General features: G+C 62.1%; 15 protein-coding genes. 7 read left to right on the forward strand and 8 right to left on the reverse strand.

Annotated features, from left to right (window positions below):
* Positions 1 to 8: 8 nt before the first annotated feature.
* Positions 9 to 1,496, reverse strand: coding sequence for a lipopolysaccharide biosynthesis protein (locus HCZ23_RS02915; RefSeq protein WP_167600173.1), 1,488 nt, complete (start codon positions 1,494 to 1,496; stop codon positions 9 to 11).
* A gap of 202 nt (positions 1,497 to 1,698) precedes the next feature.
* Complete coding sequence (locus HCZ23_RS02920) at positions 1,699 to 1,959, reverse strand: hypothetical protein (protein ID WP_167600174.1); 261 nt, start codon at positions 1,957 to 1,959, stop codon at positions 1,699 to 1,701.
* Positions 1,960 to 2,822: 863 nt separating this feature from the next.
* On the opposite strand from HCZ23_RS02920, the gene HCZ23_RS02925 reads away from it, so the two are divergent.
* From HCZ23_RS02925 to HCZ23_RS02950, 6 genes are all read left to right on the forward strand, one after another.
* The gene (locus tag HCZ23_RS02925; RefSeq protein ID WP_254869874.1) at positions 2,823 to 3,497 is read left to right on the forward strand and encodes a sugar transferase; all 675 of its coding nucleotides are present in this window, start codon (positions 2,823 to 2,825) and stop codon (positions 3,495 to 3,497) included.
* 215 nt (positions 3,498 to 3,712) lie between these two features.
* A complete protein-coding gene (locus HCZ23_RS02930) occupies positions 3,713 to 5,494 on the forward strand; it encodes a PhnD/SsuA/transferrin family substrate-binding protein (protein ID WP_167600176.1) in 1,782 nt (593 codons plus the stop codon).
* The gene (locus tag HCZ23_RS02935) at positions 5,491 to 6,111 is read left to right on the forward strand and encodes a response regulator transcription factor (RefSeq protein ID WP_167600177.1); all 621 of its coding nucleotides are present in this window, start codon (positions 5,491 to 5,493) and stop codon (positions 6,109 to 6,111) included. The genes HCZ23_RS02930 and HCZ23_RS02935 overlap by 4 nt, the downstream gene beginning before the upstream one ends.
* Positions 6,112 to 6,204: 93 nt before the next feature.
* Positions 6,205 to 6,945, forward strand: a complete 741-nt coding sequence (gene dsrO / locus HCZ23_RS02940) for a sulfate reduction electron transfer complex DsrMKJOP subunit DsrO (protein ID WP_167600178.1) — start codon at positions 6,205 to 6,207, stop codon at positions 6,943 to 6,945.
* Entirely contained in the window at positions 6,945 to 8,072 is a 1,128-nt protein-coding gene (nrfD, locus tag HCZ23_RS02945) for an NrfD/PsrC family molybdoenzyme membrane anchor subunit (protein ID WP_167600179.1), read from the forward strand. Before dsrO ends, nrfD begins: the two co-directional genes overlap by 1 nt.
* Before the next feature lies 1 nt (position 8,073).
* On the forward strand, positions 8,074 to 11,157 hold the full coding sequence (locus HCZ23_RS02950; protein WP_167600180.1) for a molybdopterin dinucleotide binding domain-containing protein: 3,084 nt from the start codon (positions 8,074 to 8,076) through the stop codon (positions 11,155 to 11,157).
* A 29-nt stretch (positions 11,158 to 11,186) separates the two neighbouring features.
* Here the strand turns inward: HCZ23_RS02950 and putA are convergent, their stop codons facing one another.
* A complete protein-coding gene (gene putA / locus HCZ23_RS02955; protein ID WP_167600181.1) occupies positions 11,187 to 14,633 on the reverse strand; it encodes a bifunctional proline dehydrogenase/L-glutamate gamma-semialdehyde dehydrogenase PutA in 3,447 nt (1,148 codons plus the stop codon).
* 123 nt (positions 14,634 to 14,756) lie between these two features.
* Between putA and HCZ23_RS02960 the strand changes: the two genes are divergently transcribed.
* Positions 14,757 to 15,230 carry an Lrp/AsnC family transcriptional regulator gene (locus HCZ23_RS02960; RefSeq protein ID WP_167600182.1) on the forward strand — a complete coding sequence of 158 codons (474 nt, stop codon included), beginning with the start codon at positions 14,757 to 14,759 and terminating at the stop codon, positions 15,228 to 15,230.
* A 14-nt stretch (positions 15,231 to 15,244) separates the two neighbouring features.
* On the opposite strand, the gene rfbA is transcribed toward HCZ23_RS02960, so the two are convergent.
* Genes rfbA through rfbC form a run of 5 tightly spaced genes read right to left on the reverse strand, consistent with a single transcriptional unit; the run spans position 15,245 to position 19,410 of the window.
* Entirely contained in the window at positions 15,245 to 16,135 is an 891-nt protein-coding gene (gene rfbA / locus HCZ23_RS02965) for a glucose-1-phosphate thymidylyltransferase RfbA (protein ID WP_167600183.1), read from the reverse strand.
* Positions 16,132 to 16,980, reverse strand: a complete 849-nt coding sequence (gene rfbD / locus HCZ23_RS02970; RefSeq protein ID WP_167600184.1) for a dTDP-4-dehydrorhamnose reductase — start codon at positions 16,978 to 16,980, stop codon at positions 16,132 to 16,134. Before rfbD ends, rfbA begins: the two co-directional genes overlap by 4 nt.
* 11 nt (positions 16,981 to 16,991) lie before the next feature.
* Positions 16,992 to 17,804, reverse strand: coding sequence for a sulfotransferase family 2 domain-containing protein (locus HCZ23_RS02975; RefSeq protein WP_167600185.1), 813 nt, complete (start codon positions 17,802 to 17,804; stop codon positions 16,992 to 16,994).
* Positions 17,801 to 18,850 carry a dTDP-glucose 4,6-dehydratase gene (gene rfbB, locus HCZ23_RS02980; RefSeq protein ID WP_167600186.1) on the reverse strand — a complete coding sequence of 350 codons (1,050 nt, stop codon included), beginning with the start codon at positions 18,848 to 18,850 and terminating at the stop codon, positions 17,801 to 17,803. Before rfbB ends, HCZ23_RS02975 begins: the two co-directional genes overlap by 4 nt.
* On the reverse strand, positions 18,847 to 19,410 hold the full coding sequence (gene rfbC, locus HCZ23_RS02985) for a dTDP-4-dehydrorhamnose 3,5-epimerase (protein ID WP_167600187.1): 564 nt from the start codon (positions 19,408 to 19,410) through the stop codon (positions 18,847 to 18,849). The genes rfbB and rfbC overlap by 4 nt, the downstream gene beginning before the upstream one ends.
* Positions 19,411 to 19,545 lie beyond the last annotated feature (135 nt).

The following is a 19,545-nucleotide window of genomic DNA, read 5'->3' on the forward strand; positions in this document are numbered from 1 at the left end:
CCGGGGGCTTAGGGACCAACGGCGGGGGTTACGGGGGTCAGACCCTGCGGCGTGTGGCGAAACACCGCGAGGGCGGATTTGGATTTCTGGCGGTCGATCAAAACCGTCAGGGCAATGCCAAGCACGCCCAGGGCGGCGGCGATCAGGAAATAGGCCACATTCGGCAGCTCGGTCAGATGTTCGATCCAAAGATAGGTGACCGCCACGGCAGCTGCGACGAGGCTCGAGGGGATCAACTGGGCCAGACAGCCTTTGAGTGTGATCGGAACAAGACGCGCGCCCAACTGCCAGTTGCGCGGCACCATGATAAGCGACCAAAGCGTAAAGCTCAGCGCCACCGCTTCGAGGCTGAATTGCAGCGCGATGAGCACCATGACGATGCGCACGATCACGCCTTCGATCGAGGTGCGCAGCAAAAGATCGGTGCGCGAGACGGCGCGAAACAGCGCCTGCATGAAAAAGATCGCGATGGCCTCGAGCACCAGCCCGCCGATGGTCAGCGCGAAGAGCATCGCCACCGGCGTCCATTCCGGCGACAAGAGCACGGAGAACACGGGCCGGCCTGCCACCGCGACCATGGTCATCGAGGGGATCAGGAGCACGGACAAAAGCCGCATCCCGGCATAATAGATATCGCGCAGCTTTTCGGGCGATTTTTGCGCCTTCGACATGCGAACATAGATGACCGAGGACATCGGCCCCGCGAGGCCGAATTGCGGCAGGCGGTTGAAGCGCTGCGCCATGGCGAAATAGCCAAGGGGGATCTGACCCAAGACGCGGGAGATCATCATGATCGGCAATTGCTGACGGATCACGGTGAGAAAAGCTGAGGCCAGCGTGTCGCGCGCGTAGATCAAATGCGGACGCAACCCTTGGGTCGAAAAGGCAAAGCTCGGGCGGAAGTGAGAGAGCATGAAAATGCCCACCATGCGCACGGCAGCCAGCATGACCTGTTGTCCGACCAGGGCCCAGACCCCGATGCCGGCAAAGGCGCCCGCCACCGCAAAGACGATGCCGGCCACGGTGGCGATCACCTGCACCTTGGCGATGCCGCTGTAATTTTCGCGTCGCTCGATTTCGGCATTGGGCGCGGCGGTGAGCGCATAAAACAGGGGGATGACCGACATGACGAGCAGCAAAGGCACAAGCCGGTCGCTGTCAAAATAGCGCGCGGCCAGCGGCGAGAGCCCGGCCACAAACACCGTACAGGCCACGCCCGCGCCGATCATCAGCCAGTTGACGGAGGACCATTCCACCTCATCGGCATCCTCGCGCCGGATCAGCGAGCGCCCCATGCCGCCATCGCTGAGCGTATTGGCAAAGATCACCAGCGTCATGGCGAGGCCCATGAGGCCGAAATCCTCGACGGTCAGTTGCCGTGCGAGGATAGGGAGAACGAGAATTTGTGAGATCGCGACAAAGCTGCGCGCCGAGATCAGGGATCCAACGCTGATGATGAAGCTCTTGAGCCCCGGTGTTTCCACTGAACCGTTCACTTGCCGTCTCTTCCACATAACACCGCGCGACTTCGAGGGCCGGAACGCGCGGGACACCTTTAGAGTGTTCTATATTTGCACGAGACCAACAATAAAAATCGGCCTCAACAGTCCATATGACCGCGAAGCATGACATTCTTAAGGCGTCTGGAAAAACAGCTTATTCGATTTGGGACTGAGGAAGAATTGAGCGCAAAGCGGATCAGTCGCGGTTCGCCCAGACACTTCCCAGCAAGAAGAGCACGATCAACACCGATCCGATCGCGCCATAGATCGGCACGGCCCAAAGGAGTGAGATGTCGAACGCCAGAAACAGAAGGACCGTGAAGATCAGCGCAAAGGGCAAGGCCAGCAAGGCGGCACCCTTGGCGGATGTCGTCGTTTTTGCGTCCTGCGAAGTCTGAGGGGCGGCGCGTTCGGTCTTTTCCGTTGAAAAATCAACTTTGGCCGTTTTGGTCTTCACGAAGTGTTCCTTGTTATCGTGCGCGAACGAAAAAGTGTCAGCAATACGTGCGGAGGGGCTGACATCAACTTGGGGACAACATCCCGTCAGCGCCTTATGTTAGCGCAACATATCGGGAAAACACTCAATACCAAACTGAAAACATACATGCCACAGATTGGCTGCGAGGCCCAGAGTGTTCGCGATAAAGTTGTGCGATGCGCCGATTTTCGCCTTAATCCTCTGATTTTGCAAATACTCGGTGCCTTGAGGGCCATAATTTGAAGGGAGATACGAAAAACCTGTCGGGCGGCCCTTGGACGCGAGAGGGCAGATTTTCGCCGACTCGATCTCTTTTGACCCAACGTAATCCGATTCCGGACAGGGCATTCGTATGGTTTTGATTCGCTGCACTGCGACGATGCCTGTGGAAAAGGTCAGGGTTCACTTACCCCTAGGTTGAGTGACTCTCGGCGCCGTATTCTCAAACAGTCTATTTTTTTGTCAAAAGGGGTTCTTTTTTGCGAGTTTTTGCCGATGCCAGCAGACGGTCACAGGCTTTTTTCTGCGGGTGCGAAGAGGGTCGAATTCGTTAATTTATTGTTAAATAAAGGTTAATGTTTGGTTAACGGGGGGTGGACGTCGATTTCAAGACAAAAATTGTTTTCTAGGCGATCAAATCCAATGAATTTAGCATGAAAGACATAAAAGAGGTGTATGTTGCGTCGGGCAGGCGCGTTAAGCGCACATAGCACGAAAAAGCCCCATGAGGTTTTCGAGACTGAGGTGAAGGGGGGGTCCCTTCCTGGAAAAGACAACGCATTTGTGCGCTCTAGCGCGCGTGCCCTTATGAGCTTATGAAGTGGATTGTTAAAATGTCGCAGATGGAACATCAGGATTCCACCACGCTCCCGCGTAACCAGTACTTCTACAAACAAACTATCGTGCCGATCTATGCCGGTGCCATGAAACGGTTGTTTGACATCGTTTTGTCGCTCCTGCTGCTGCCGATGATCGCGCCGCTCGTCCTCCTGCTTTGCCTTATGGTGTGCCGTGACGGCGGGCCTGGCTTCTTCGGGCATGCCCGGGTCGGCAAGGGCGGGAAAACCTTTAAATGCTGGAAAATCCGCACCATGGTGACGGACTCCCAGGAACGCCTTGAGGCGCTGTTGAAATCCGATCCCGCGGCGCGCGCCGAATGGGAACAGGATCGCAAACTGCGCAACGACCCGCGCGTCACGCCGCTGGGCAATTTCCTGCGCAAGTCCAGCCTCGATGAGCTGCCGCAGCTCTGGAACGTGCTCAAGGGCGAGATGAGCCTGATCGGCCCGCGTCCGGTGACCGAGCCCGAACTGGTGATGTACGGCAAGGACGCCGCCATCTACGAAGCACTCCGCCCCGGTGTCACCGGCCTGTGGCAAGTGTCGGGCCGCAACGATGTCTCCTACAAGGAGCGTGTCGAGCTGGACGTGCGCTACCACAACAAAATGTCGTTCATGCTGGACATGGAAATCCTGTTCCGCACGGCGAAATCGGTGGTGTCCCGCACCGGGTGCTGACGCAGCCATCGGCAAAGATACCGAAAACTACCCGGAAGACCCACCTTCAGTCTGAACCATCCGGTCATGGGACGTCCCCATGGCCGGATGTGTTTTATCAGCCCCTCACAAACGCGTCTCCTTCGACTGGACCCTCGCGTCAGAATGGTGTTGGCTGCGCCTTGCAGGCTGTCTGAACGAAGACGGCGAAAGACACGAGAGAGGCGCGAACCCGCATGAGATATCCAGCGAGCATCGCGGCCAGTGTCCTCTTCGGCCTCATGTCGATCCTCCCGCTCGCCGCGCAAGACACCCTGCGCATCGGCGTGCTGAGCTACCGCGCTGCAGAGCATTCTCTCGACCATTGGAAGGCCACCGAACGCGCGCTGAATGCCGCTTTGCCAGACCAGGTGTTCCAACTTGAGCCGCTGGACCTCACTGCCCTCGATGCGGCTGTGGCGGAGGGGAAGGTGGAGTTCGTCATCACCAATCCGGGCCATTATGCGACGCTTGAATATAACCAACACATCAGCCGGATCGCCACGGCAGAGGGCGATTGGCCGGTGGCCTCGACGCTGGTCTCCACCGGCGGGATCGAGAGTCTGACACAGCTTGTCGGCCAACGCCTCGCGGTTGTCTCCCCCGACGCTTTCGGCGGGTCTCAACTGGTCCGCGCTTTGATGCAGGACGTCGATGCCCGCCTTCCGGGGCAGGTCGAACTTTTGGTCACGGGCTATCCGATGCAACAGGTGGCCGAGGCGGTGCTGGACGGACGCGCCGAGGCGGCGGTGCTGCGCGCTTGCCTGCTCGAAGACCTCAAGGCCGAAAACCCCGCGCGGTTTGCCTCGCTGAAGCCCTTTGCCCTCAACGCACAGGCCACCGAAGCCACCGGCTGCGCCACTTCCAGCGCGGTCTATCCCGGCTGGCCCTTTGCCAAGGCGCAACACACCTCGCCGGAGCTGGCCAAAGAGGTCGCCATCGCCCTGATGCAGATGAATGAGGGCAATCTCTGGACCGTGCCTTTGGACTATCAGCCGGTGCATGACCTGCTGCGCAAACTCCAGATCGGGCCATACGCGCGCACCGGGCCGGTGTCCCTGCGCGAGTTCATTGCCGATTACCGCGAATGGCTGATCGTGCTGGCCGCCGCGCTCGCCTTCTGGGCACTTTACTCGGTGCGGATCGAAACGCTGGTGCGCCGCCGCACGCGGGCGCTCGACACGGCGAATGCCCAGCTCAAACAGGAAATGATCGACCGTCAACGCGCCGAGGCGGCCGACCGGCACCACCGGCGCGAGTTGGAACATGTGGCGCGGCTGTCGATCCTGGGCGAAATGGCCTCTTCCATCGCGCATGAGCTGAACCAGCCGCTGAGCGCGATCTCGAACTATGCCCAAGGCTGCCTGCTGCGGATAGAGGCCGGGCGGTTTTCCGAAGAGGATATGGTGACCGCCTCACGGGAGATGGCGGGGCAGGCGGATCGCGCCGCCACTGTGGTGAAACGCATCCGTGCCTTTGTACGCAAACGCGAAAGCCAGATGGCGCCAGTCGATATGCGGGGGCTGATTGAAGAAAGCGCCGCGCTCTATGCCGCCCCCGCCAATCGTGCGGGCGTCATCGTCGGGGTGCATGTGGCGGAGGAGCTGACCACGGTCATGGCCGACCGGGTGCAATTGCAACAGGTGCTGTTGAACCTCGTGCAAAATGCCATCGACGCCATGGGCGACACCGACCCTGGGGCCCGCAGCCTCGAAATCCGCGCCGCGCGCTATGACGATCTGAGCCGGGGGCCGGGGATCTGCCTCTCGGTGCGGGACCACGGCACGGGGATGACGGCGGAGGCGATGGACCATTTCGCGGAGGCCTTTTATACCACGAAACCGGAAGGCATCGGGTTGGGGCTCGCGCTGTCGCGCTCCATCGTCGAGGCCCATGGCGGCTGGATGCGCGCCGAGGCGCCCGCAAACGGCCCCGGTCTCAGAGTGCTGATCTGGTTGCCGATTGAGGGTGAGACATGAGCGAAACCGGCCTGATCCATATCGTCGACGACGACCGCGCGGTGCGTGACGGGCTTGGGTTTCTTTTGGGGTCTCTGGGGCTTGAAATTGAAACCCACGCGTCGGCTTTGGCATTCCTCGACGCGCTCGATACGGCAGAAACGGTGGGCTGTATCCTCGCCGATGTGCGGATGCCGGGGATGTCGGGGCTTGAGCTTTTGGACGAGCTGCAAAAGCGCGACTGTCCTTTGCCCGTCATCATGATCACCGGTCACGGCGATGTCCCGATGGCCGTGAAGGCGATGCGGGCGGGGGCCTTGGATTTCTTTGAAAAGCCGGTGCAGGGCATGGCGCTCATTGACCGCCTCAAGGAAGCGCTGGAGCTGAGCCGCACCCGTGCCGAGGCGGCCGGAGACCGCGCCAAGATCGCCACAAAGATCGACAGTCTGACCGCACGCGAGGCCGAAGTGGCCCGCGCGGTGGTCAGGGGCTTGCAGAACAAACAGATCGCGGCGGAGCTGGGCATCAGCCCGAAAACCGTGGAGATTCATCGCCATAACGCCATGAGTAAACTCGCCGCCACGAGCACGGCGGACATGGTGCGGCGGCTTGTCGCGGCGGGATGGGGCGAAACCTAGGGGAAAACCCTTAAGCCCCACGGGTTTCTGCCGATACCGTAAAAAATGCCCCGGACGTAGGGTCTGGCTGAGCCACAAGAAAGGATCAGCCAAATGGACACGACACGTCGCGGATTTTTAGGAGCGATCGGACAGGTGACCATCGGTGCCGCGGCCTCTGTCGCGGGCGCCGGCCAATCCGCCAGCGCCGAAGGCACGAATGTCCCGCATTGGGGCATGGTGGTCGATCTCAGAAAATGCATCGGCTGCCAAGCCTGCACCGTCGCCTGCATCATGGAAAATGCAGTGCCCGAGGATGCATTCCGCACCCATGTCTCCGTCTATGAATTGGTCAAGGATGGCCAAGATCCCGCGATGGTGATGCTGCCCCGGCTGTGCAACCATTGCGACGATCCGCCCTGCCTGCCGGTCTGTCCGGTCGAGGCGACGTTCAAGGCCGAAAATGGCGAGGTTCTGGTGGACGCGTCGAAATGCGTCGGCTGCGCCTATTGCGTGCAGGCCTGTCCCTATGACGCGCGCTTCATCAACCACGAGACGCAGGTGGCGGACAAATGCACCTTTTGTTTTCACCGCACGCAAGCGGGGCTTTTGCCCGCCTGTGTTGAAACCTGTGTCGGCGGCGCGCGCAACTTTGGCGATCTGAACGACCCGGAGAGCGAAGTCTCGAAAATGCTGCGCCACAATGAGGTCTCGGTTTTGCGCCCCGAGATGCACACCAACCCGAACGTCTATTACATCGGTCTCGACGACGTGCTCGACGGACGTGTGGCGGGCGAAGCTGCCTATCACCCGGAAATGGCCGCATCTGTGCAACACCATGGGGAGGGCCTGTGATGGAAACCCAAGTTCACGAACTCGTCGGCGCCGTGCACGATGCCGCATGGCAGCCCTGGGCGGTGCAGTATTTCTTTCTCATCGCCATGTCTGTGACAGCACTGTTGATGGCGCTTCCCGCCTTTGTCTTTGGCAAATCCACCGACCTGCGCGCCGCGCGTCTGGCGCTGATGGTCGCTGTCACCACCGGCATCACCGCGCCCATCGCGCTTTTGGCCGACCTGCACCAGCCGTTTCGTTTCTGGGAGTTTTTCGTCTACACGCATAAAAGCTCGTGGATGGCTTGGGGCGCGTGGATCGTGCCGTCTTACGTGGCGCTGATGCTGCTCTTTGCCTGGGCGATCCACCGGCCTGAGTTTCACCGCATGGGGCAGGATGAGTGGCGGTTCGCCTGGTTGTTCCGGCTGTTTTCCTTGGGTGGGGCCGCGAATGGTTTCGCGCGTCCGCTCGGGGTGCTGGCCGGGATCGCAGCGCTTGGCATTCTCGTCTACACCGGCTCCGAGGTGATGGTCGTCCGTGCCCGTCCGCTCTGGAACACACCCTTCCTGCCGTTGCAATTTGCCGCCACAGGTGTCGTCGGCGCGCTTGGGGTGATGTTGATCCTCGAACGGATGCTTTGCCGCGATGGCGCTTTGGAAGCCACGCTCAACCGCCGCCTTGCCCTCGCGCTCGCCCTCGTGGCCACGCTCGGGGGGACATGGTTCGCCGTCGCGATCTCCGGCCTCTCCCCCGTGCACACCGAGGCACTGGCCTCCGTCGCGGGCTTCCCGGTCTGGCAACAAATCGCGCTTTGGGGCGCGGCCTCCGTGGCGATCCCCTTCGTCTTGGCCCTTACCCTGCCACGCAACACCGGAGTGCTCACCGGGCTCATTGCGATCCACGCCGCATGGATGTTCCGCTGGACCGTGTTCATGGGCGGCCAAGCCGTCCCCAAGGTGGGCTCCGGCCTCTATGACGCGCTCATGCCCACCGGCCTCGCAGGCCTCATGGGCGTCATCGGCACCTTCGGCCTCTGGGTCTTTCTGATGATCGTCTACACCACCTTCGTGCCTTGGACGGACGCCACGCCGCCCGCGCACACCTCCGACCAAGCCCCCCGTAAATCTGCCAGCCCTCAGGAGATCTGACATGACCAACCGTCGCAATATTCTCAAAGGTGTCGCAGCCGCAGGTGCGCTTGGCACATTCGGGGCAGGCTATGCCGAGACCGTCCAGAAACTGGCCCGTGGCAAATGGTCCGGCAAGAAACCCCGCGACGAACATGTCGTCGGCAATTCGATCCCTGCGGAGTTCTCCGTCGACAAGGAGACGGGCGATGTGACGCTCAACCCCGATCAGGCGATGAGCTACGCCATGTGCATCGGCTGCACGACCATGTGCGGCGTGCGGGTGAGGGTCGATAAGGCGAAAAACAAAGTGCTGCGTGTCGCGGGCAATCCCTATTCGCCGATGAGCACCGATCCCTTCATCCCCTACGAGTCCTCCGTGGCCGAAAGCTTTGCCGCCATGGCGCAGGCCGGGCCGGGGCAGGGGCTGACACGTCGCTCGACGGCCTGCGGGCGCGGCAATGCAGTTCTCGAACAGGTCGACAACCCGCGCCGGGTGTTGAAACCGCTGAAACGTGTCGGCCCGCGTGGCTCCGGGCAATGGGAGACGATCAGTTTCGAGCAACTGGTCGAAGAGGTCACCGAAGGCGGCGATCTTTTTGGCGAAGGCCCGGTCGCCGGCCTGCGCGAGATCCGCGATCTCGACGCACCAGCTTTGGAGGGCGCGCCCGAGTTCGGCTCGCGCGCGAACCACCTCGTCTGGATGAACTGCGTCGATGACGGGCGCGACAGTTTCGTGCTGCGCTGGTTGAAACAGAGCTTTGGCTCGAACAATTTCACCCGCCACGGGTCATATTGCGGCGGCGCCTACCGCTCTGGATCGGGCGCAATGTTCGGCGATTTCAAAAAGATGCCGCATGCCAAGCCCGATTTCTCCAACGTCGAATTCGTGATCTTTGCGGGCACGGCGCCGGGCAATGCCGGCAACCCGTTCAAACGCATCGGCACGCTGGTGGCCAAGGCCCGCGCCGATGGCGATCTGAGCTATGTCGTGGTCGATCCGATCCTCAACAATGCGCAAAACGGCCCCTCGGGGGAGCGCGCGCGCTGGCTCGCGATCAAACCCGGCACCGATGGCGCGATGGCCATGGCGATGATCCGCTGGATGTTCGAAAACGACCGTTATGACGCGACCTATCTGGCGCAGCCCTCGAAAGCGGCGGCGGAGGCGGCGGGTGAGATGAGCTGGTCCAACGCCACCCATCTTGTGATCGTGGATGCCGATCATCCGCGCTTTGGCCATTGCCTGCGTGGGTCCGATATGGGGCTTGCGATCGAGGGTGAGGCCTATTCCGACACTGACCCCTTCATGATCTCTTCCGATACCGGCCCAGTTACCGGCCCTGTCCCTGCCGGTGCCTCGGCCGCTCCTCTGTTCCACGAGGGGCTGGCCGAGACCCAAAACGGACCTGTGGCGGTCAAAACCGCGCTGACGCTCCTGCGCGAAGAGGCCATGTCGCAGGACATGGAAGCCTATGCCGAAGACTGCGGCATTCCGGTCGAGAAACTTGTCGATCTGGCCCGCGAATTCACCAGCCACGGGCGCAAAGCCGCTGTGAGTTCCCATGGCGGCATGATGAACGGCTCGGGGTTCTACAACGCCTATGCGTTGATGATGCTCAACACGCTCATTGGCAATCTGAACTGGAAAGGCGGGACGATGATTGCGGGCGGCGGCTTCCCGGAAAACAAGGGCCCCGCTTACGATCTCGCAAGTTTCCCCGGCGCCGTGAAGGCCAAGGGCCTGCCCTTCGGGCGCAACGTGCCCTACGAGAAAACCTCTGAATTTAAAGCGAAAAAAGCCGCAGGCGCCGCCTATCCTGCCGATGCGCCCTGGTATCCCAACGCGCCGGGGCTTGCGACCGAGTGGATGTCGTCTCTGGTCACCGGCTACCCCTATAAGGCCGAAGCGCTCATCTTCCGCAATACCAACCCGATCTACGGCGTGCCCGGCGTGGCGCATCTGGTCGAAGAGATGAAAGACCCCGCCGTGGTGCCGCTGATCATCTCCATCGACCCGTTCATCAACGAGAGCACGGCGATCTCCGACTATATCGTGCCGGATTCGGTGATGTATGAGACCTGGGGTTTCACCAAGCCCTGGGGCGGCGTGGCGACCAAGGCGACTTGCGCCCGTTGGCCTGTCATTGAGCCGAAAATGGACCCCAATGCCGAAGGCGAGCGGGTGGGGATGGAGACCTTCCTCATCGCGGTGGCCAAACGCATGGGCTTGCCGGGGTTTGGTGACGCGGCGATCCCGGACGCAGAGGGCACTCTGCACCCGCTGAACCGCGCCGAGGATTGGTATCTGCGCGGGGCTGTGAACGTGGCGATGATCGGCACGCCGGTGTCGGATGCCACGGACGAAGACATCGCATTGTCCAACGTCGCGCGCATTGCCGATGAGCTGAAAGCCACGCTGAAGCCCCACGAATGGCGCAAGGCCGCGACGATTTTCGCCAAAGGCGGGCGCTATGAGAACATCGCGCGCAGCTATCAGGGCGACAAGGCGACCTATGCCTTCAACCCGCCGATGCTGGTCTGGAATGAGGGCTTAGGCAGTTTTCGCCGTGCCACCACCGGGACACGGCTTCCGGGCACGCCCGCCTGGCGCGCGCCGGAGTTTGCGGATGGCTCGAAAGTCAGCGATCACTACCCGCGCGAAGACTGGCCCATTCAGGTGATCAGCTTCAAATCGCCCTTGCAAAATTCCTATTCCGTCGGCGCAAAGTCTCTGTTGCGCATCGTGGCGTCGAACCCGTTGAACATCGGGCGCGATCTGGCGGCGGCGCATGGCATTCAGACCGGTGATATGATCCGGCTGACCACGCCGGGCGGGACGCTGGAAAGCGTCGCTGTGGTGCGCGCAGGTGTGGCGCCTGACACGGTGGCGATTGAACATGGTTTTGGACATCGCGGCTTTGGGGCACAGGACATCACCATCGACGGCGAGACCATGCCGGGCGATCCGCGACTGGCCGCCGGTGTTTTGTTGAACGATCTCGGGATGTTGGACCCGACGCGCATGAAGGCTGGCGTCTGGGTCGATCCGGTGTCGGGCACGGCGGTGCGTCATGGCTTGCCGGCCCGGATCGAGCGGATTTGACGCTCGATCCTGTCCCCGGGGGGGCGTGATCACGCCTCCCCGGACAAAAGCGCGGCATTGCCGCCCGCCGCCGTGGTGTCGACACAGAGATGGCGCTCATGCAGCACATGGGCGGCATCGGGCGCCGTCGTCACGAGCGGCAGGATTGCCCCCAGGCGCTGCGACAGGGCTTGGCTATAGGCGCGGGCTTTCTCCGCATCGCCCCACCAGATCACGCCGCCGAACCCGTCGATGGTTTTGAGCGCGTGGCTGGGGGCGAGGCCCTCCGCCACAACCGCAAGACCGCCCAGATCGGTGATGGCTTTGGCCTGTGCCTCGGCCGTGACGCGACCCGGTCCCAGACAGAGGAAGGGCGGACGGGCATGGGTCGAGAGCGTGTTGGCTTCGCCCGTCGGTCCGGGCAATTGCTCTTTCGACAGAGGCTCTTCGGAGTGGGGCGTCGCGGTGATGGCGCGCTGAAGGGCGGCGGCATCGGTGGCTTTGTCCCATGTTTCAGTGGAGGCCTCAGATGGCGCAGCGCAGAAGCGGTTGAGGTAGAGCGGCCCCCCGGCTTTCGGCCCGGTGCCGGACAGGCCTTCGCCGCCAAAAGGTTGCGAGCCGACGATGGCGCCGATCTGGTTGCGGTTCACGTAGAGGTTGCCGACATGCAGCGCATCGCAGACCTGTTGCACCCGATCGTCGATCCGCGTGTGCAGCCCGAAGGTCAGGCCATAGCCGGTGGCGTTGATCGTCTCGATCACCTTGCCCAAATCCCGCGCTTTATAGGTCGCGATATGAAGCACCGGGCCGAAGACCTCGCGCGCAAGGCTTTCGATGCCCGCAACCTCGATGAGCGCCGGGGCGACGAAGGTGCCCTCGGTGGGGGCCGTCAGCCGGTGCAGCACGCGGGTCCCGGCAGCATCGACATAGGCTTTGATCTGGTCGCGCGCCTCACGGTCGATGACCGGGCCGACATCGGTCGAAAGCAGCCAGGGGTTGCCAACGGAAAGCTCATCCATCGCGCCTTTGATCATCTCTATGAGGGCAGGCGCAATGTCCTCTTGCACATAGAGGCATCTGAGCGCCGAACAGCGTTGGCCCGCCGATTGAAACGCGGAGGCGACGATGTCGCGCACGGCTTGCTCCGGGAGCGCGGTGCTGTCGACGATCATGGCGTTCAGCCCGCCGGTTTCCGCGATGAGCGGCGCGCCGGGGGCAAGGTTGGCGGCCATGGCGCGGCGAATGATTTGCGCTGTCTCGGTCGAGCCGGTGAAGACCACGCCGTCGATGCGCGGGTCCGAGGTCAAAGCGGCGCCCACGGTCGGGCCGTCGCCGGGCAAGAGTTGCAGCGCCGTCATCGGCACGCCCGCCTCATGCAAGAGACCGACCGCCAGCGCGGCGATCAGCGGGGTTTGTTCGGCGGGTTTCGCCAGAACTGCGTTGCCCATGGCGAGCGCGGCCGAGATTTGCCCGGTGAAGATCGCCAGCGGGAAGTTCCACGGTGAAATCGCGGTCACGCGGCCCAAAGGTTTCGCGTCCGGGCGACGCTCTGCCTCGTCCGAATAATAGCGCAGGAAATCCACCGCTTCGCGCAGCTCGCCCACGGCATCGGGCAGGTTTTTCCCGGCCTCATACGCCAGAACGGCGAAGATTTTGCCAAAGTTCGCCTCATAAAGATCGGCAGCGCGACGCAGCACGGCGGCGCGTTCCGACACGGGGGCGTCCCAAAGAGTAGCGGCGTCCAAAGCGCGAGACACTGTCTCTGCATCGGCTTGCACAACCTCACCCACGGTCTCTCCGGTGGCGGGGTTTACGACCGGGGCGGGCGTGCCAGTGGCCTCGCCCGCGATCATCGGCGCGGCGTTGAAGTCGAACGCGGCCCCACGTGCGGCCTCGATCCGGGCCAGCGTGTCCTCGTCCTTGAGATCGAAGCCTTCGGAGTTCTGGCGCGCGCCAAAGATTTCAGAGGGTTGTACGAGGCCAGCCGGGGCTTGCGCGTCAATGACCGAGGTGAACGGGTCGAGGGCGATCTCTTCGGGCGTGACGCTTTCGTCGACGATCTGGTTCACGAAAGACGAGTTCGCGCCATTCTCCAACAGGCGCCGCACGAGATAGGCCAAGAGGTCCTGGTGTTTGCCGACGGGGGCATAGATGCGACAGCGGGTGCCTTCGTCTTTCAGCACGATGTCATGCAGGCGCTCGCCCATGCCGTGCAGGCGTTGGAATTCGAAGGCGGGGTTTCCGGCCTCACGGGCGAGTTCGAGGATCGCGGCCACCGTATGGGCGTTATGCCCGGCGAATTGCGGATAGATCCGGTCGCTGTAGCCCAAGAGCTTCTTGGCGTTGGCGATGTAGCTGACGTCGGTCGCGTCCTTGGTGGTGAACAGCGGGAAACCGGGATGGCCCTCGACCTGCGCGAGTTTCATTTCCGTGTCCCAATAGGCGCCTTTGACGAGGCGGACCATGAGCTTGCGGTCCAGCTCTTCGGCGGTCTGATAGAGCCAATCGAGGGTCAGCCCGGCACGTTTTCCGTAGGCCTGCACGACGACGCCAAAGCCGTCCCAGCCGGCCAGTTCCTCGTCTTCGAGCGTGGCGCGGATGACGCGGAGCGACAGCGTCAGGCGGGCCTGTTCCTCGGCGTCGATGTTGAAGCCCATGCCAGCGGCGCGGGCCTGACGGGCCAAGGTGCGCAAGACAGGAACGAGTTCTGCCATGACGCGGGCCTCCTGGGCGACGTCATAGCGCGGATGCAGGGCGGAGAGTTTCACCGAAATGCCGGGGTTGTCGGCGACGGAGCCTTTGGTGCAGCCTTTCGCGATGGCACGCATCGCGTCGGAATAGGCCTTGGCATAGGCGTCGGCGTCCGCTTGGGTCATCGCCGCTTCGCCCAGCATATCGTAGCTGTAGGTGTAGCCTTTGGCCTCCTGGCCCTTGGCGCGGGTCATGGCGGCCTCGATGGTCTGGCCCAACACGAATTGCTGGCCCATTTCCTTCATCGCGCGGGACACGGCGGTGCGGATCACCGGCTCACCCATGCGTTTGACAAGGCCGCGAAGGGTGCCCGCAACGCCGCTGCCAGGTTTCTCATCGTCAAGCACGCGGCCCGTGAGCATCAGCGCCCAAGTCGAGGCATTGACCATGGCCGACGACGAATGCCCCATGTGCTCGCCCCAATCCGACGGCGCCACTTTGTCCTCGATGAGATCGTCGATGGTCTCGCGATCCGGCACCCGCAGCATCGCTTCGGCCAGACACATGAGCGCCACGCCTTCGCGGGTCGACAGCCCGTATTCGGCGAGGAAATGTTCCATCAACGTCGGAGCGGATTCCTTACGGATGCGGCGGACAAGCTCGGTGGCGCGGGTGGTGATCCGGGCGCGCTGTGCCTCGGGCAGGGCGGCCGCGTTGATCAAGTCGCCCAGCACATCGGCTTCGGGGGCGAATTTGGTGGTGGACAGAGAGGACATCAAGTCCGTCAGAGAAAGCGTGTGGCCCATCTGCGTGATCCTAAAAAGAGAGGGGGTGTTTTGATCAATATACAGGATTTGAACTTGCTATTTTTCCCAATATTGTATCATAGGCATAACAAAGAGACCAAAGAGAATGGATTTTGTGGTGCAATGGAAAAGGAACTCGATCGTTACGACCGGAAGATTCTCGATTGTCTGGCAACCGACGCCCGAATGTCTTTAACCGAGTTGAGCCAAAGGGTTGGCCTCTCCAAGAACCCGGTGGCGCTGCGGGTCAAGGCGCTTGAGCAGGCGGGGGTCATCGTCGGATACCGCGCGATCCTGTCGACGCAGCGGTTGGGGCTGAGCCATGTGTCCTTTGTCGAGGTCAAATTGGATGACACCCGCGATGCGGCGCTGACAAAGTTCAATGCGGCGGTGAAAAACGTGCCGGAGATCGCCGAATGCCACATGATCGCGGGCAATTTCGATTATTTGCTCAAAGTGCGCACAGGCTCGATGGAGGCCTACCGCGAGGTCATGGGCCGGAAGATTTCCAGCCTGCCGCATGTGCAATCCACCTCGACCTTCGTGGCGATGGAAGCGGTGGTGGAGCAAACCAACCCACCGCTGCCGGAGGCGTAACAAGGCGCTGAGGCTCAGATATGTTTCTGGTGCATCAGCGTTTTGAGATATGTGCCATAGGCGGTTTTCTGGAAGGTCTCGGCATGTTTCGCCATCTGTGCGTCGTCGATCCAGCCCTGTGTGTAGGCAATCTCTTCGGGGCACCCCGATTGCATCCCCTGACGTAGCGCCAGCGTGCGCACGAAGTTTCCCGCATCCAGGAGCGAACCATGGGTGCCGGTGTCGAGCCAGGCATAGCCGCGCCCCATGCGCTCGACCGACAGCGTGCCGTCTTTGAGATAGCTTTCCAAAAGCGTGACGATCTCCAACTCGCCTCGCGCAGAGGGTTTGACCTCCCGCGCTCGACGCGGCGCATCGCCATCGAGGAAATAGAGGCCCGTGACGGCGTAATTCGACGGCGGCACCTCAGGTTTTTCGATGATCTCCTCGACCCTTCCGTCGCGGTCGAATTTCACCACGCCATAGCGCTCGGGATCGGCGACGTGATAGCCAAACACCGTGCCCCCCGTGTCGCGCGCATCCGCGGCGGCCAACATTTCCGGCAGGCCGTGACCGAAAAAGATATTGTCGCCCAGAACCATCGCGGACGGCGCGCCGTCGAGGAAGTCCTCGGCCAACAGATAGGCCTGCGCCAGACCGTCCGGCGAGGGCTGGGTGATATAGGTGAGCGACAGGCCCCAATGGCTGCCGTCGCCCAACAGGCGTTTGAACTGGGCCTGATCCTCGGGCGTGGTGATCAGCGCGATCTCGCGGATGCCCGACAGCATGAGAACCGACAAGGGATAGTAGATCATTGGCTTGTCGTAGATCGGCATGAGCTGTTTCGACACGGCCATGGTCAGCGGATAAAGCCGCGTGCCCGACCCGCCCGCCAGAATGATGCCTTTGCGGTGAACGGTGCTCATGCTCTCAACTCCTCGATCGTCTCTTTGACGCCCGCGCGCCAGTCGGGCTGATGGATGCCGAATGTGGCCTCGGTCGCGGTGCAGTCCATGCGGCTGTTGGCGGGGCGTTTGGCGGGGGTGGAATAGGCGCTGCTCGGGATGTCCTCGACCGCGCAGTTGATCTTCGCAGTCTCGAAAATCGCGCGGGCGAAATCGGCCCAGCTCACGTCCGGCGCGCCGGAGAAATGGTAGGTGCCGGTCTTGGCGGGGTCGCGCGCGAGTTGGTCGGCGATGCTGACACAGGCCTCGGCGATGGCGCGGGCGGGCGTCGGTCCGCCGATCTGGTCGGCCACGATGGTGAGCCGGTCGCGCTCCGCCCCGAGCCGCAGCATGGTCTTGACGAAATTGCCCCCGTGGCTTGAAAACACCCAGGAGGTCCGCAGAATCGCATGGGTCCCGCCCGCCGCGCGCACGGCCTCTTCGCCCATGAGCTTTGTGCGCCCGTAAGCGCCCAGAGGCGCGGTCGGATGATCCGGTGCAAACGGGGTCTCGCCGCCGCCGTCAAAAACGTAATCCGTTGAAATATGGACAAAAGGAATGCCCAGCTCGGCACAGGCCCGGGCCATGGCGCCGGGGGCCTCGCCGTTCACGAGGGCGGCGGTGGCCTCCTCCTCTTCGGCACGGTCGACCGCCGTGTAGGCGGCCGCGTTGATCACGGCCTCGGGCTGATGCGCCGCAATCGCCGCCGCACATCCCGCCGGATCCGTCAGATCCGCCGCCTCACGCCCAAGAAAAACCGCCTCGGGCAAAAGCGTGTGAAGCTCCGTGGAGACCTGGCCGGTCGAGCCGAAAACGAGGATTGTCATATCTCATCCTTCTAAGGAATCTCAATATCGGGAAAGGTCAGGCGCTCGCGGCCCAGCCGTTCAATGTAGAGCTTAAGATCGTCGGCATAGAGCCGCGCGACACTCTCACGAAGCTGCGCATCGTAGAGCTGCGCATGGGGGGGCAACCGGCCGTCGATCTTCAACCCCTCCAGACGATGAAGGGTCATGTCGGCGAAATTCTGCGCCTCGACGACCTCGCCGCCGGAGGTGCCATGCGCCGTCCAAGGACGCGCATCGAGGATCGTCATGCCTGTTTCCATCTCGATCTTTTGTTTCGCCGCGTCAAAGGATTCGAGCGCGCCCCAGAAAACATAGTCCTTGTAGACCAGAAAGTCGCTTTGCGGCGCCCAGTGAAGATTGCGCCGCAGATGCCCCGGCTTTTGCAACAGCTTCACGAACCCGCGAAAACTCAGGGAGGCGGGATCGAACCTCTCCCCCTCCGCGCGGTGCAGCTCCCAAAAGTCGGGTTTGCGCGAGACGATCTTGTCGAGAAAGGCGCTCGCCAGACGTGAGAAGGGGCATCGCAGGATCACAAAGGTGAAACGCGCACGGGCAAGCTCTCGCAAGCTCGCCCGGAAGGTCTCGTTGTTCGCATGAATCCAAAGCCAGTCCTGCTCGTCCGCGATACATCCGTTGGCGACCGCCAGCGACAGGCGCATCGTCGAACAGCCGTTCTTGGGGATAAAAGAATAAACCGTGTCCGATCCATAATGGCAAAGCGCGTGACGCGCGGCAAATCCGTGCCTTGCATTTTGCCGCAGAACCGCAGGGGACGCCGCGGAATACCGGAAAGCCCGCGTCATCCCGTCACCCCCAACCGCTCACCAACACCTTGGCGCGCCTGCAAAGGTCGCCACCAGTTCTCATTGTCGAGATACCATTGCACCGTGCGCGCCAGCCCCTCCTCAACCGTCACCGAGGGCCGCCAGCCCAGCTCGTCGCGGATGCGCGTCGGGTCGATGGCGTAGCGCGCGTCGTGGCCAGGGCGGTCGGTGACAAAGGTGATCTGGTCGGCGTAGCGGCCGCTGTCTTTGGGCCGTTTCTCATCGAGGATCGCGCAGAGCGTCTCGACCAGTTCGAGGTTCGTGCGCTCGTTCTCACCGCCGATGTTGTAGCTCCGGCCAAGCGCGCCCTTCTCCACCACAAGCAAAAGCGCATCCGCGTGATCCTCGACATAAAGCCAGTCGCGCACGTTTGAGCCGTCGCCGTAAATCGGCAGCGGCTTGCCCGCCAGCGCATTGAGAATGATCACCGGAACGAGCTTCTCGGGAAAGTGGAAAGGCCCGTAGTTGTTCGAGCAATTGGTGAGCACGACGGGCAAGCCATAGGTCTCATGCCAGGCGCGCACCAGATGGTCCGAGCTCGCTTTCGACGCCGAATAGGGCGAGCGTGGGTCATAGGGCGTGTCCTCTGTGAACTGCACCGATGTGTCCGCGGGCAGCGAGCCGAAGACCTCGTCGGTCGAGATGTGGTGAAAGCGGAACCCCTCCGGCCTGCCCGCCTCGACCCAGTATTTGCGCGCCGCCTCCAGCATGTTGAAGGTGCCCGTGATGTTGGTCTCGATGAAATCGCCCGGCCCGTCGATGGAGCGGTCCACATGGCTCTCGGCGGCAAGGTGCATCACCACATCGGGACGATGCGCCGCGAACACACGATCAAGCGCCGCACGGTCGCGGATGTCCACCTGTTCAAAGGCGTAAAGCGGGCTGTCCGACACAGAGGCCACATTGTCGAGACAGGCCGCATAGGTCAGCGCATCGAGATTGATCACCTCATGTCCGCGCGCCACCGCCAATCGCACCACCGCAGAGCCGATGAACCCCGCGCCACCCGTCACCAATAGTCTCATGTCTTGTCCTTCGTAAACGGCGTCTCAAAGGCCGCAAACTCTTGTGCTTTTTCGTCTTTTTCCGAGATCACCGGCGTGATCCCGTCCAGCGGCCAGTCGATGCCGCAGCTGTCCCATTTCACCGCGCCGTCGCAGTCGGGCGCATAATGATCGGTGCATTTGTAGATGATCTCGCTGTCGGGCTCCAAGGTCATGAACCCATGCAGGAACCCGGCCGGAATCCAGAGCTGAACCCCGTTCTCGAACGACAGGTCCTCACCATACCAGTGCCCGTAGGTCTCCGAGTCCTTGCGCGCATCCACCGCCACGTCGAAAATCCGACCCCGGCCACAACGCACGAGCTTGCCCTGCGCATGCGGCGGGCTTTGGAAATGCAGGCCCCGCACCGTGCCCACCTCACGCGACAGCGAATGGTTGTCCTGCACAAACTCGGGCAGGAACAGCCCCTCGGCCTCAAGCCGCGCCTTGTTCCAGCTTTCTGAGAAAAATCCCCGATGATCCCCGAACCGCGCCGGAATGAGTCGCAGCACATCCGGCAAGCCTGTCTCTTCGATTTTCATGTCGATTTTCACGGGGCCTCCAGTCTTTGGCGAGGCCCTTGCGACCTCAGGTTGTTTTCCCTCTATAACAGTCGGAAGAAAAGTGAAACGTTCCTCATGACTTAAGACCAGACAACGCCCCGCCCGATGCGGAGG

Source organism: Celeribacter sp. HF31, assembly GCF_011806455.1.
Lineage (GTDB): Bacteria > Pseudomonadota > Alphaproteobacteria > Rhodobacterales > Rhodobacteraceae > Celeribacter.

What these genes read in the sequence shown, in the direction of transcription:
- HCZ23_RS02925 (WP_254869874.1), top strand. Translation starts at nt 2,823, where the DNA reads ATGGAACATCAGGATTCCACCACGCTCCCGCGTAACCAGTACTTCTAC.
- HCZ23_RS02930 (WP_167600176.1), top strand. Translation starts at nt 3,713, where the DNA reads ATGAGATATCCAGCGAGCATCGCGGCCAGTGTCCTCTTCGGCCTCATG.
- HCZ23_RS02935 (WP_167600177.1), top strand. Translation starts at nt 5,491, where the DNA reads ATGAGCGAAACCGGCCTGATCCATATCGTCGACGACGACCGCGCGGTG.
- dsrO (WP_167600178.1), top strand. Translation starts at nt 6,205, where the DNA reads ATGGACACGACACGTCGCGGATTTTTAGGAGCGATCGGACAGGTGACC.
- nrfD (WP_167600179.1), top strand. Translation starts at nt 6,945, where the DNA reads ATGGAAACCCAAGTTCACGAACTCGTCGGCGCCGTGCACGATGCCGCA.
- HCZ23_RS02950 (WP_167600180.1), top strand. Translation starts at nt 8,074, where the DNA reads ATGACCAACCGTCGCAATATTCTCAAAGGTGTCGCAGCCGCAGGTGCG.
- putA (WP_167600181.1), bottom strand. Translation starts at nt 14,633, where the DNA reads ATGGGCCACACGCTTTCTCTGACGGACTTGATGTCCTCTCTGTCCACC.
- HCZ23_RS02960 (WP_167600182.1), top strand. Translation starts at nt 14,757, where the DNA reads ATGGAAAAGGAACTCGATCGTTACGACCGGAAGATTCTCGATTGTCTG.
- rfbA (WP_167600183.1), bottom strand. Translation starts at nt 16,135, where the DNA reads ATGAGCACCGTTCACCGCAAAGGCATCATTCTGGCGGGCGGGTCGGGC.
- rfbD (WP_167600184.1), bottom strand. Translation starts at nt 16,980, where the DNA reads ATGACAATCCTCGTTTTCGGCTCGACCGGCCAGGTCTCCACGGAGCTT.
- HCZ23_RS02975 (WP_167600185.1), bottom strand. Translation starts at nt 17,804, where the DNA reads ATGACGCGGGCTTTCCGGTATTCCGCGGCGTCCCCTGCGGTTCTGCGG.
- rfbB (WP_167600186.1), bottom strand. Translation starts at nt 18,850, where the DNA reads ATGAGACTATTGGTGACGGGTGGCGCGGGGTTCATCGGCTCTGCGGTG.
- rfbC (WP_167600187.1), bottom strand. Translation starts at nt 19,410, where the DNA reads ATGAAAATCGAAGAGACAGGCTTGCCGGATGTGCTGCGACTCATTCCG.